The 14,812-nt window shown below is 69.2% G+C and carries 1 protein-coding gene (cut by a window edge); it reads left to right on the top strand.

Features of this window, described 5'->3' with window-relative positions; genetic code table 11:
* On the top strand, positions 1–14,812 hold the final stretch of the coding sequence (locus AB0N05_RS03265; RefSeq protein WP_364686944.1) for a non-ribosomal peptide synthase/polyketide synthase. It extends 29,210 nt beyond the left edge of the window; 14,812 of the gene's 44,022 nt are visible here — the last part of the coding sequence; its start codon lies beyond the left edge, outside the window; the stop codon is at positions 14,810–14,812.

Here is a 14,812-nt window from a genome sequence, read left to right as displayed (position 1 = left end):
CACGGCCCGTGACGGTTTCGCCGCAGGCACCCTGCTGATCGACGAGCTGGACCTGTCGGCCTACTCCGACGCCCCGATCACCGACGCTGACCGCACCGCCCCGCTGCGTGGCGACCACGCCGCCTACGTGATCTTCACGTCCGGCTCCACCGGCCGCCCCAAGGGCGTGGCCGTCACCCACACGGCCATCGTCAACCGTCTCGTCTGGATGCAGACCGAGTACGGCCTCTACACCGACGATGTCGTGCTCCAGAAGACCCCGGCCACCTTCGACGTCTCCGTCTGGGAGTTCTTCTGGCCCTTGCAGATCGGTGCGCGCCTGGTCGTGGCCAAGCCGGAAGGCCACCGCGATCCGGCGTACTTGGCGGACATCATCGCCGCCGAGGGCGTCACCACCGCGCACTTCGTGCCGTCCATGCTGTCGGTCTTCGTGGCCGCACTGGAATCCGGTGCGAGCGCGGGTGATTCGACGCTGCGGCAGGTGTTCGCCTCCGGTGAGGCGCTGCCCGCCGTCACGGCGCAGAAGCTCCTGGAGCTGACCGACGCCCGACTGCACAACCTGTACGGGCCGACCGAGGCCGCCGTCGACGTCACCTATCACGAGGTCGACCACTTCGACACGCTGTCGGTGCCGATCGGCGCTCCGGTCTTCAATACCCGCGTCTACGTGCTGGATTCGCGCCTGCACCCGGTGCCGGTCGGTGTCCCGGGCGAGCTGTACCTGTCCGGTATCCAGCTGGCCCGCGGCTATGTCGCGCGCCCCGAACTGACGGCGGACCGCTTCGTCGCCGACGTTTTCCACGCCGGTGAGCGCATGTATCGCACCGGCGACCTGGTGAAGTGGACCGAAGCGGGCGAGCTGGAATACCTCGGCCGCACCGACTTCCAGGTCAAGCTGCGCGGTCTGCGCATCGAACTCGGTGAGATCGAGAACGCCCTCACCGCCATCGAATCCATCGCCCAGTCGGTGGTCGTGGTCCGCTCCGATGAGCGCCTCGGCGATCAGCTGGTCGGCTACGTCATCCCCGAGTCCGGCCGCACCCTCGATATCGAGGCCGTGCGCGCCGAGCTGGCCGAGGCGCTGCCGTCCTACATGGTTCCGGCCGCCTTCGTGGCGCTCGAAGCCTTCCCGCTCAATGCCTCCGGCAAGCTGGATCGCAAGGCGCTGCCCGCACCGGTGTTCGAGGCCAAGGTCTTCCGGGCTCCGTCCACCCCGATCGAAGAGATCGTCGCCAATACCTACTCCGACGTCCTCGGTGTCGGCCGGGTCGGCCTCGATGACGACTTCTTCGAACTCGGCGGCAACTCGCTGATCGCCACCCAGGTCACCGCCCGCCTCGGCGCGGCCCTGGACACCCAGCTCGCCGTGCGCGACCTGTTCGAAGCCTCCACCGTCGCGGCCATGGCCGCCCGGGTGGAACGCAATGCCGGATCCGGCCGGGCTCGCCCGCGCCTGGTCGCGGGGGAGCGGCCGGACACGCTGCCGCTGTCCCCGGCGCAGCAGCGGTACTGGTTCCTCAACCAGTTCGACACCACCACTTCGGCGGTCGACAACATCCCGCTCGCGGTGCGGCTCACCGGCGCGCTCGACCTGAACGCTCTCGAGCAGGCCATCGGTGATGTGATCAGCCGCCACGAGGTGCTGCGCACGGTCTACCCGGGCTCGCCGCAGGGCCCGCGTCAGGTGATCCTGCCCGCCGGACAGTCCGACCTCATGCTGGTGCCCGATGCGGTCGCCGAGGATGGTCTGCTCGGCAAGGTCATCGAATTCGCCGCCACCACCTTCGACGTCACCCTCGAGGTGCCGCTCGCGGTGAAGCTGTTCCGCATCACGGACAGCGAGACCGAACAGCACGTGCTGGCCTTCACCGTCCACCACGTGTCCGCCGACGGCTCCTCCATGGGCCCGATGGCGCGCGACGTCATGGTCGCCTACGCGGCCCGTGCCAATGGTGAAGTGCCGCAGTGGGCTCCGCTGTCGGTGCAGTACGCCGACTACGCGCTGTGGCAGCGCGAGGTGCTCGGCGACGAGTCCGACGCGGAATCGCTTGCCGCACAGCAGGTCGCCTACTGGTCCAAGGCCCTCACCGGCCTGCCGGACCAGCTGGAACTGCCCACCGACCGGCCGCGCCCGCCCGCGCAGTCGTTCCACGGCAAGGCGCTGCGCTTCGACATCGACGCCGAGCGGCACGCCCGCCTGCACGAACTGGCGCGCGCCAATAACGCCTCGCTGTTCATGGTCGTGCACAGTGCCCTCGCGGTGCTGCTGGCCCGACTGTCCGGCACCGACGACATCGCCGTCGGCACCCCGATCGCGGGCCGTGGTGAACGCGAACTCGACGACCTGATCGGCATGTTCGTCAACACCCTGGTGTTCCGCACCTCGGTGGACGCGGGCGCGACCTTCGCCGACCTGCTCGCCGAGGTCCGCGAACGCGACCTGGAAGCCTTCGCCAATGCAGAGGTGCCGTTCGAGCGCCTCGTCGAGGTGCTCAACCCGGTCCGCTCCACCGCCCGCAACCCGCTGTTCCAGGTCGGCCTGTCCTTCCAGAACCTGGCCGAGACCGCCTTCGAACTGCCCGGCCTGCACGTCAGCTCGGTCCAGTTCGAATCGCAGCTGGCCAAGACCGACCTGCACGTCACGCTGTACGACCGGTACAACGAGGACGGCAGCCCGGCCGAGATCCTCACCGAATTCGGTTACGCCACCGATCTGTTCGACCCGGACACGATTCGCGCCTTCGCGGACCGGTTCGTCCGGGTGCTGGACGCGATCCTGGCCGACGCCACCATCACGGTCGGCGAGATCGACCTGCTGGACGAGGCCGAGAACGACCGAATCCTGAACCGGTGGAACAACACCGCGCAGGCCGTCGACACCGAGGCCACCCTGGTCTCGCTGCTTGACAATGCGGTCGCCGACGACCCGAAGGCCGTCGCCCTGGTGGCCGACGGCGTGGACGGCGTCGAGAACATCACCTATCGCGAACTCGATGCCCGCGTCAACCGCCTCGCCCGTGAGCTCATCGCCCGCGGCATCGGTGCGGAAGACCATGTCGCACTGGCCATCCCGCGCTCCGTGGACCTGATCGTCGCCATGTACGCCGTGGCCAAGTCGGGTGCGGCCTACGTCCCGGTCGACCCGGATCAGCCCGCCGAGCGCGTCGGCTACATCCTGGAGACGTCCGCCCCGGCGGCCGTACTCACCACCGCCGCAACCGGTTTCAGCACCGAGGTGGCCGAGGTGCTCCGCATCGACGAGCTCGACCTGTCCGGCCACTCGGACAAGCCGATCACCGCCACCGAGCGGGTGCGCGAACTGACCGCCGCGAACACCGCGTACGTCATCTTCACCTCCGGCTCCACCGGCCGCCCGAAGGGTGTGGCCCTGCCGCACGCCGCGGTGGTCAACCAGTTGCTCTGGAAGGTCACCGAATTCGGTCTCGACCCGGCCGATGCCGTGCTGCTCAAGACCGCCGCCACCTTCGACCTCTCGGTGTGGGAGTTCTGGTCCGGCGTGGCCTGCGGTGGCCGCCTGGTCATTGCCGCACCCGACGGGCACAAGGATCCGGCGTACCTGAACGAGCTCATGGCGCGGGAATGGGTGACCACCCTGCACGTGGTGCCGTCGATGCTCGACGCCCTGCTCACCGACGGGCTGCCGGATTCGCTGTGGCGCATCCTCGCCATCGGTGAGGCGCTGCCCGGCCCGCTGGCGCAGCGCGTGCTGCGGGAGCGTCCGCGCACCGAGCTGTTCAACCTGTACGGCCCGACCGAGGCCGCCGTCTCGATCACCAGCCATCGGGTGACCACCGCCGACGAGATCTCGGTGTCCATCGGCTCGCCCGAATGGAACAGCCAGGTCTACGTTCTCGACCAGCGCCTGCGGCCGGTCCCGGTCGGCGTCTCCGGCGAGCTGTACCTCGCGGGTGCCCAGCTGGCGCGCGGATACTTCGGCCGGACGGACCTCACCTCGGATCGCTTTGTCGCGAATCCGTTCGGCGACAATGGCTCCCGCATGTACCGCACGGGCGACCTGGTGGCCTGGAACGCCAAGGGCGAACTGGATTACCGCGGGCGCACCGACTTCCAGGTCAAGATCCGCGGCTTCCGCATCGAGCTCGGCGATATCGAATCCGCCCTGCTGCGCCAGGAATCCGTGACCTCGGCCGCGGTCATCGCGCACACCGATCCGGCGCTCGGCGATCGCCTGGTCGCCTACATTGTCGGCACCGCCGAATTCGACAAGCAGGCACTGCAATCGGCCCTCGCGGCCGAACTGCCGTCCTACATGATCCCGTCGCTGTTCGTGCCGCTCGAGGCGCTGCCGCTGAACGCCAATGGCAAGCTCGACCGCAAGGCGCTGCCGGAACCCACCTTCGAGAAGGCGGTCTTCCGCGCACCCGTCACCCCGATCGAGCAGATCGTCGCCGGTGTGTTCGCCGACGTGCTGCACGTCGAGCACGGCCGCCTCGGCCTGGACGACGACTTCTTCGCCTGGGGCGGCAACTCGCTGCTCGCCACCCAGGTGGCGGCTCGCCTCGGCGAGGCGCTCAATACCCGGGTGCCGGTGCGTCTCATGTTCGAGGCCACCACGGTGTCCGCGCTCGCCTCGCGCGTGGAACAGGATGCCGGTGCGGGTGGCCGCAAGGCGCTCACCGCCGCACCGCGACCGGAGAACGTCCCGCTGTCGCTCGCGCAGCAGCGCATGTGGTTCCTGAACCGCTTCGACACCGAGTCCGCCGCCTACAACGTGCCGGTCGCGGTGCGCCTGTCCGGCGCGCTCGACCTGGACGCCTTGCAGGCTGCCATCGCGGATGTCGTTGCCCGCCACGAGATCCTGCGGACCGTCTACCCGCAGACCGAGGACGGCCCGGTGCAGGTCATCCTGCCGCCGGGACAGGCCGTGCCGGTGCTCGAAGTGCGGACCGTCACCGCCGACGAGGCCCCGGCCGCCGTGCTGGCGCTGACCAACACGGTCTTCGACGTCACCGCCGAGGTGCCGCTGAAGGTCGCGGTCTACCGCATCGAGGGCTCGGAAACCCCCGAATACGTTCTCGCCCTGGTGGTTCATCACATCTCGGCGGACGGTTCCTCGGTGGCCCCGCTGACCCGCGACATCATGACCGCGTACGCCAACCGGGCCATGGGTCAGGAACCGGGTTGGACCCCGCTCTCGGTCCAGTACGCCGACTACTCCATCTGGCAGCGCGAACTGCTTGGCAGCGAAGACGATTCGGAATCGCTCGCCTCGAAGCAGGTCGCCTACTGGAAGCAGGCCCTGGCCGATCTCCCCGATCAGCTGGACCTGCCGTCGGACCGTCCGCGTCCGGCCGTGCAGACCTTCGCCGGTGGCAAGGTCGAGGTGCTCATCGATGCCGAAACCCACCGTGCGCTCATCGATTTGGCGCGCGCCGAGGGTGCGACGCTGTTCATGATGGTGCACACCGCGCTGGCCGTACTGCTCGCGCGACTGTCCGGCACCGACGACATCGCCATCGGCACCCCGATGGCGGGCCGTGGCGAAGCCGCCCTGGACGACCTGATCGGCATGTTCGTCAACACCCTGGTGTTCCGCACCCGGGTCGACGCCGACACCCCCTTCACCCAACTGCTGTCCACGCAGCGTGAGACCGACATCCAGGCCTTCGCCAATGCCGACGTGCCGTTCGAGCGCCTCGTCGAGGTGCTCAACCCGGTTCGTTCGACCGCGCGGCACCCGCTGTTCCAGGTCGGCCTGTCCTTCCAGAACCTGGCCCAGACCAGCCTGGAACTGCCCGGCCTGACCGTGTCCGGCCTGGACTTCGACACCGCGCTGTCGCAGTTCGACCTGCACCTCATCGCGACCGACCGCTACGGCGACGGCGGCGAACCGGCCGGTATCACCGGCTTCTTCACCTACGCCACCGACCTGTTCGATCACGCGACCGTGCAGGGCTTCGCCGACCGCTTCGTGCGTCTGCTCGGCGAGATCATCGCTGCACCGGCCACGGCCGCAGGCGATTTCGAGCTGCTGGCTCCGGCCGAGCGGACCGAACTGCTGGTCGCCCGCAATGCGACCGAGCACGCGACCGACCGTGCCGCGACCCTGGTGTCGCTGCTCGATGCCACCGTGGCGGCCAAGCCGACCGCCGTGGCTCTCATCGGCCCGGACGGCGAGGTCCTCACCTACGCCGAGCTCGGTGCCCGGGTGAACCGCCTTGCCCGCCACCTGATCTCGATGGGTGTCGGCGCGGAGGCCCGCGTCGCGCTGGCGCTGCGCCGCTCGGTGGATCTGGTCGTCGCCATGTACGCCGTCTCCGTCGCCGGTGGCGCGTACGTGCCGGTCGATCCGGATCAGCCTGCCGACCGCACGGGATACATCCTCGAGACAGCCGCACCCGTCTGCGTTCTCACCAACGCCGATGCGGAGTTCAGCACCGATGTCGCGCCGCTGGTGCGGATGGACGAGCTGGACCTGGCCGCGATCGACACCGCACCGGTCACGGATGCGGAACGTGTTGCCCCGCTGCGTGCTTCGAATACCGCGTACGTGATCTTCACGTCCGGCTCGACCGGCCGCCCCAAGGGTGTCGCGCTCCCGCACGCCGCCATTGCCAACCAGTTGCAGTGGAAGCTGGCCGAATTCGGCCTGGGTGCCGATGACGCGGTGCTGCTCAAGACCGCCGCCACCTTCGACCTCTCGGTCTGGGAATTCTGGTCGGCAGCCGTCTCGGGCGGCCGTCTGGTGATCGCCTCGGCGGATGGCCATCGCGATCCGTCGTATCTGAACCAGCTGATGGCGCGTGAGCGGGTCACCACGCTGCATGTGGTGCCGTCCATGCTGGACGCACTGCTGGCCGATACCGTCGGCAACACCGAGGATTCGGGTCTGGGCGGGCTGCGGCGCGTGCTGGCCATCGGTGAAGCCCTGCCGGGCTCGCTCGCGCAGCGGCTCCGGACGACCTTCCCTGAGGTCGACCTGTACAACCTGTACGGCCCGACCGAGGCCGCCGTCTCGATCACCAACCACGCGGTGACCGACGCCGACCAGATCTCGGTGTCCATCGGTGCGCCCGAATGGAATTCGCGGGTGTACGTCCTCGACGCCCGCCTGCATCCGGTGCCGGTCGGTGTCTCGGGTGAGCTGTACCTGTCCGGTGCGCAGCTGGCGCGCGGTTACTTCGGCCGTGCGGATCTGAGCGCGGATCGCTTCGTGGCCAACCCCTTCGAGCCGGGCGAGCGCATGTACCGCACCGGTGACCTGGTGGCCTGGAATGCCAATGGCGAGCTGGAGTACCGGGGCCGCACCGACTTCCAGGTGAAGATCCGCGGCTTCCGTATCGAGCTCGGCGAGATCGAGGCCGCGCTGCTGGCGCTGCCGGAGATCGCGCAGACCGCCGTACTGGCCAGCTCGGATGCCCGCACCGGTGATCGCCTGGTCGCCTACCTCGTGCCCACCAGTGTGGGTGTCGATGTGGCGCAGGTGAAGTCGGCGCTGGCCGAAGCGCTGCCGTCGTACATGGTCCCGGCCGCGTTCGTCGTGCTGGACGCCCTGCCGCTGAACGTCAACGGCAAGCTGGACCGCAAGGCCCTGCCGGAGCCCGAGTTCGAGACCACCGCCTTCCGTGCGCCGTCGACTCCCATCGAGGAGATCGTGGCGGGCGTGTTCACCGACGTGCTCGGTGCCGAACGCGTGGGCGCGGACGACGACTTCTTCGCCCTCGGCGGCAACTCGCTGCTGGCCACCCAGGTGGCCGCCCGCATCGGTGCCGCGCTCGATGCCCGGGTTCCGGTGCGTGCCCTGTTCGAGGCGTCCACGGTCGCCGGACTCGCCGCCAAGGTGGAACAGCATGCGGGACAGGGTGATCGCAAGGCCCTCACTGCCCAGCCGCGTCCCGCCCAGGTCCCGCTGTCGCTCGCACAGCAGCGCATGTGGTTCCTCAACCAGTTCGACACCGCCTCGGCGGCCTACAACATCCCCGTCGCGGTCCGCCTGACCGGCGACCTGGATGTGGCCGCACTGCGGCAGGCCGTCGCCGATGTGATCGGCCGCCACGAGACCCTGCGGACCATCTACCCGCAGGTCGACGGCGCGGCCACACAGCAGATCGTCCCGGCCGCCCAGGCTGTGCCGGAGCTGTCGCCGATCACCGTGTCGGCAGAGGAGATTCGGGATCGGATCGCCGCCGTCATCTCGACCGGCTTCGACGTGACCACCGAGGTGCCGCTGCGCGCCGAGCTGTTCCGCGTCGACACCGGCGAGGCCCCCGAGCAGATCGGCGAGCACGAGGCAGTAGCCCTCGATATCGCCGCCGCGCTCGAGGCCGCCACGCTCCGCGCGGTCGGCGAGCACAACCTGGCCCAGGTCACCGGACGCCGGGCCCCCGCGCCCGCCCCGGTCGAGCATGTCCTCGTGTTCGTCGCTCACCACATCAGCGCCGACGGTTGGTCCATGGGCCCGCTCACCCGCGATGTGATGATCGCTTACGCCGCACGCACTTCCGGCGTCGAACCGGGCTGGGCCCCGCTGCCCGTGCAGTACGCGGACTTCTCGATCTGGCAGCGCGAGGTGCTCGGCGACGAGCGCGATCCGGAAAGCCTCATCTCGGCCCAGGCGGGTTACTGGCGCACCGCGCTGGCGGATCTGCCCGACGAGCTGAACCTGCCCGCCGACCGGCCGCGTCCCAATACGCAGTCCTTCCGCGGCGGCAAGGTGCTCTTCCCGATCGGCGCGGAACTGCATCGCGCACTCCAGAAGATCGGCCGCGAGCAGAACGCGACCATGTTCATGGTCGTGCACGCCGCGCTCGCGGTCTTCCTGGCGCGGCAGTCGGGCACCGAGGACATTGCCATCGGTACCCCGATCGCGGGTCGTGGTGAAGCCGAACTCGACGATGTGATCGGCATGTTCGTCAACACGCTGGTGCTGCGCACCCGGGTCGACGGACAGCTGAGCTTCGCCGAACTGCTGCGCACGGCCAAGGACACCGACCTGCAGGCCTTCGCGCACGCGGACCTGCCGTTCGAGCGTCTGGTCGAGGCCCTCAACCCCGAGCGCTCCACCGCACGGCATCCGCTGTTCCAGGTGGCGCTCTCGTTCGAGAACCTGCCCGACAGCAGCTTCGAACTGCCCGGACTCCGGGTCGCCGCGGTCGAATTCGACGCCGAGACGGCGAAATTCGACCTGTCACTGACCATTCGCGAAGCCGGTGCGGGCATGTACGCCGAATTCGCCTTCGCCCGTGACCTGTTCGACGACGGCACCGTCGAGGTGTTCGCGCAGCGCTTCACCAAGCTGCTCGAGCAGATCGCCGCACAGCCGCAGCAGCCGGTCGGCGATCTCGACCTCCTCGCCGCCGACGAGCGCACCGATCTGCTCACCCGCACGGGTGGCGCGGTGGTGCCCACGCAGACCCTGCCGGAGATCATGGCCGCCGCGGCCGCCGCGAACCCGGCCGGGGAAGCGGTCGTCTTCAACGGCCAGGCCCTCACCTACGCCGAACTCGATGCGGCCTCCTCGCGCCTGGCGCGAGTGCTCATCGAACGCGGTGCCGGACCCGATGTGCGAGTGGCCGTTGCCATTCCGCGCTCCTTCGAATCCGTGCTCGCGGTGTGGGCGGTCGCCAAGTCCGGTGCCGCCTTCGTCCCGGTCGACCCGGCCTACCCGGCCGATCGCATCGCGCACATGGTCCGAGACTCCGGAGCCACCCTGGGCCTGACCGTGACGGCCGAGGCCGCGGCGCTGCCGCCGGTCGCCAGCCTGGCCGGGTGGATCTCCCTGGACGATCCGGTCGTCATTGCCGAGATCGAATCGCATTCGCCCGCAACGATCTCCGATGCGGAACGCTGGGGAGCCATTCGCCCGGCGCATGCGGCGTACGTGATCTACACGTCCGGTTCGACCGGCCTGCCCAAGGGCGTCGTCGTCACCCACGCGGGTCTGGCGAACTTCACTCAGGAGCAGGTCGAGCGGTACCGCCTCGACATCACCTCGCGCGCACTGGCATTCGCGTCGCCGTCGTTCGACGCCTCGGTGCTCGAACTGCTGCTCGCACTCGGTGCGGCCGGAGCCCTCGTGGTCGTGCCCCCGGGCACCTACGGCGGCGAGGAACTCGGCGAGCTGATCGCCCGCGAACGCGTCACCCACGGCCTCATCACGCCGTCGGTGCTGGCCTCGCTGGATCCGAAGCACCTGGCGGCGATGGAAGTCATCATCGCCGGTGGTGAAGCGGTGTCCGCGGATCTGGTCGCCAAGTGGTCGGTCAACCCGGCCGGACCGCGCCGCTTCCACAATGCCTACGGCCCGACCGAAGCCACCATCGCGACGAATATCTCCGACGCGCTCGCGCCCGGCGATACCGTCGTCATCGGCGGATCGGTCCGCGGTATGCGGGCCATGGTTCTGGACGCGCGCCTGCATCCCGTTCCCGAGGGCGTCACCGGTGAGCTGTACGTCGCCGGTGTGCAGTTGGCGCGCGGCTACCACGCCCGCCCGGGTCTGACCTCGGAACGCTTCGTCGCCGATCCGTACGGTGAGCCGGGAGACCGCCTCTACCGCACCGGTGACGTCGTGCGCTGGCGTCGCGACGCGGCGGGCAACTCCGTCGTGGAGTACGTGGGACGCAATGACTTCCAGGTCAAGATCCGTGGCTTCCGTATCGAACTCGGCGAGATCGACGCCGCGCTCACCGCGCACGACGATGTCGACTTCGCGGTCACTCTCGGCCATAAGACCGAAGCCGGGGCCACCATCCTGGCGTCGTACGTGCTGCCGGTCGCCGGTCGCACCATCGACACGGTCGCGCTCACCGAGCATGCCGCGGCACGCCTGCCGGAGTACATGGTGCCGACCGCGATCACGGTCCTGGATGAGATCCCGCTGACCCCGGCGGGCAAGCTCGACCGTCGCGCCCTGCCGGAGCCGGTCCTCGCACCCCGCGAATTCCGTGCCCCCGTCAGCGATATCGAGGCCGAGATCGCCGCGGTCTTCGCCGAGGTGCTCGGCGTCGAGCAGGTCGGTGCGGACGATTCGTTCTTCGCGCTCGGCGGCGACTCGATCCTGTCCATTCAGCTGGTGTCGCGGGCCAAGGCGCGCGGCATCCTGTTCAGCCCGCGCGATGTGTTCGAGCACCGCAGCGTGTCCGGACTGGCCGAGGTCGCCGTATTCGGCGGCGACGAAGAGCAGCAGCGCCTGGCAGAACTGCCCGGCGGCGGAGTCGGCGATATCCCGCTGACCCCGATCATGACGGCAATCCTGGCCAGTGGCTCGACCTACCAGCGGTTCTCGCAGTCCATGGCACTGCGGATGCCCGATGGCATCGACCGCAGCGTTCTGGTCGACACCTTGTCGGCGGTCTTCGACCACCACGACGTGCTCCGGTCCCGCCTGCGCGGAAACGCAACGGACGGTTGGTCCTTCGAGGCCCTCGAGCGCGGCGCGGTCGATATCGACTCGCTCGTTCACCGCGTCGAGCTCCCCGCCGACATCTCCGATGAGGACCTGTCCCGCGCGGCCAGTGCCGAACTCGATGCGGCCCTCGGCCGACTCGATCCGGCCAATGCCGCCATGATGCAGTTCGTCTGGTTCGCCTTCACCCCCGTCGAGGGCGGCACCCGCCGCGATGTGCTCCTGATCGCCGCCCACCACTTCGTGGTCGACGGCGTCTCCTGGCGCATCCTGATTCCGGACTTCGCGGTCGCCTGGTCCCAGCTGGCCTTCGGTCAGCCGGTGGCCCTGCCCGCGAACGGCACCTCCATGCGACGCTGGGCGCACGCCCTGGTCGATGCGGCGGCCTCCCCGGAACGCACTGCGGAGCTGGCCTTCTGGCAGCAGGTCGTGGACACCCCCGATCCGCTGCTCGGCTCGCGCGCCTTCGATCCGGCGATCGACACCTTCGCCACCGTCGAGCGCGTCGAGGTCACCCTGCCCGCCGAGATCACCGACGCGGTGCTCACCGCCATCCCGCGCCGCTACCGCGGTGGCGTGAATGACGGTCTGCTGTCGGCCCTGGCCATGGCGGTCGTGCGCTGGCGCGGCGGCGATGCGGCGCTGATCAAGCTCGAGGGCCACGGCCGTGAAGAGGAAGTCGTTGCGGGCGCGGACCTTTCGCGCACCATCGGCTGGTTCACCAGCGCCTACCCGGTGCGCATGGACCTGGCCGGGATCGACTTCGACAATGCCTTCGAGGGCGGAAAAGCCCTGGGCGACATCGTCAAGTCGGTCAAGGAGCAGCTGCTGTCGGTGCCCGACAAGGGTCTCGGCTTCGGTCTGCTGCGCTACCTCAACCCGGAGACGGGCGCGCAGCTGCGCGATGTCGGCCAGATCAGCTTCAACTACCTGGGCCGCGTGTCCACGGGTGAAGTGCCTGAACAGCTTTCCGAGCTGGGCTGGGCTCCGGTCGCAGACCTGGGCATGCTGGACGCGGACATGGATCTCGACATGCCCGCCAATGCCACCCTCGATATCAATGCCATCGTCACCGACGGCGAGGACGGCCCGCAGCTGGGCGCGGCCTTCGCCTTCCCGACGGGCCTGCTCAGCCGGGAACGGGTGCAGGAGTTCGCCGATCTGTTCGTGGCGGCGCTGACCGCGCTGGCCACGCACGCCAAGCATCCCGACGCGGGTGGCTACACGCCGTCGGATATGCCGCTGGTCAAGGTGACGCAGTCCGATATCGAGGTGTGGGAGAAGGGTTACCCGGCGCTCACCGAGGTGTGGCCGCTCTCGCCGCTGCAGTCCGGTCTGCTGTTCCAGGCGCTGCTCTCGCAGAGCCAGGGCGCGGTCGACGTCTACACCATGCAGGCCGTGCTCGACCTGACCGGCACGGTGGATGCCGAGCGGCTGCACGCGGCCGCCAAGGCCATCGTGGACCGGTACCCGAACCTGCGGACGGCGTTCGTCACCGACAATGACGGCCAGCCGGTGCAGATCGTGCTGGAGCAGGCCGATCCGGTCTGGCGTCAGGTGGATCTCACCGATCTGCCCGAGGCGCAGCGGGTTTCGCGCATGCGCGAAATGATCGAGGACGATCGCACCACGCACTTCGACATGGCGGCCGCGCCGCTCATGCGATTCACCCTGTACCGCACCACGGAAGACCAGTGGCACCTGGTCATCACCACCCACCACATCCTGGTGGACGGCTGGTCCATGCCACTGCTCATGCGCGACCTGCTGGTGCTGTACGCGGTGCGCGGTGACCTGTCCGCATTGCCGCGCGTCACCTCGTACCGGAACTACCTCGGCTGGCTTTCCGGCCGGGACCGGGAAGAGTCGCTGCAGGCCTGGACCAAGGCGCTGTCCGGCGTCTCCGAGCCGACCCAGCTCGCCCCGGCTCCCCGCAAGGAGGAGAAGTTCGAGATCGGTCGCGTCGTGACCGAGATCGACGCCGACCGCACCCGACGCCTCACCGCGCACGCCGGCAAGCTCGGCGTCACGGTGAACACCATGGTGCAGACCGCGTGGGCCATCCTGATCGGACGGCTCACCGGCCGCAGCGATGTGGTGTTCGGCGCAACGGTTTCCGGCCGCCCCGCCGACCTGCCGGGCGTGGAATCCATGGTGGGTCTGTTCATCAATACGGTGCCCGTGCGCATCCGCGTCGATGACCGCCTCACCGTGGACGGACTGCTCGAACGCGTCCAGCGCGATCAGGCCGACCTGCTCGAGCACCACCACATCGGCTTCTCCGACATCCAGCGGGTGGCCGGTGCGGGCGCGCAGTTCGACACGCTCATGGTGTTCGAGTCCTACCCGATCGACTCCGACGCCATCGCCTCCGCCAGCAGCATCGACGGCATGGCGGTCAGCGGTGTCGGCGTCAACGACAACACCCACTACCCGATGACATTGGTGGTCATGGCCGCCGAGACCATCGAGATCAGCATGCGGTACCTGGACAGCCGATTCACCGTCGACGAGGTGGAAACCCTTGCCGCACGGTTGAACCGGGTGATCGACGCACTCCTCGGCGAGACCGAGGGCCTCGTCGGCGATATCGATATCCTCGATGAGACCGAACGCGCCCGCATCCTCGCCGAAAGCGCGGTCACCGCCACCGATTCCGCCGTGGAACCGGCCCGCGTCGGCTCCCGCACGGTGGCCAATGTGCTCGCCGAGGTAGTGGAAGAGGACCCGCAGGCCCCGGCGCTGCTGTCCGACGGCCAGGAAATCGCGTACCACGTCCTGGACCGCCGCAGCTCGCAGCTGGCGCGCCTGCTCATCGATCGCGGCGCGGGCCCCGGCGACATTGTCGCCGTAGCCCTCCCGCGCTCGGTCGACTCGGTCGTCGCCGTCTGGGCCATCCAGAAGGCCGGTGCCGCGGTCCTGTTCGCGGAAGGCCTCTCCTTCGGTGAGATCCTCGCCGCCGGAGCGGGTTTCGGCATCGCACAGGAACCGGCCGCCAGCTCCGTCCGCTGGCTGGTTCCCGCCGACCCGAAGGTCCAAGCCGATCTCGCCGCCCGCCCGGCGCACCCGGTCACCTACACGGACCGCGTGCGCCCCCTGACCGAGGCCGACCCGGCCTTCGTCTACCGCGACGCCACCGGCACCTGGGCCACCCTCACCCAGGCCGAGGCTCTCGACCGCGCCGCCACCCTGCGCACCGAGAACGAGATCGACTACGAGTCGACCACCTACACCACGGCCACGGCAGGCCTCCCGGCCATCGGCGAGTTCCTCACCTCCGCCACCGCCGGCGCGCTCTCGGTCCTCCCGACCGAGGACGTCGCCGCCGACCTGGACGAAGGCGAAGTGACCCACTGGTTCGCCAGCCCGACGGACGCGACCGACGAGGCGGGCGAGGAAACCCGCGTCATCCCCGCCGACTGA

This window comes from Nocardia sp. NPDC051030, from assembly GCF_040683015.1.
In the GTDB taxonomy this organism is placed as follows: Bacteria; Actinomycetota; Actinomycetes; order Mycobacteriales; family Mycobacteriaceae; genus Nocardia.
Note: the sequence above shows the minus strand (reverse complement) of the source record. Positions and strands in the feature narration are given on the sequence as shown.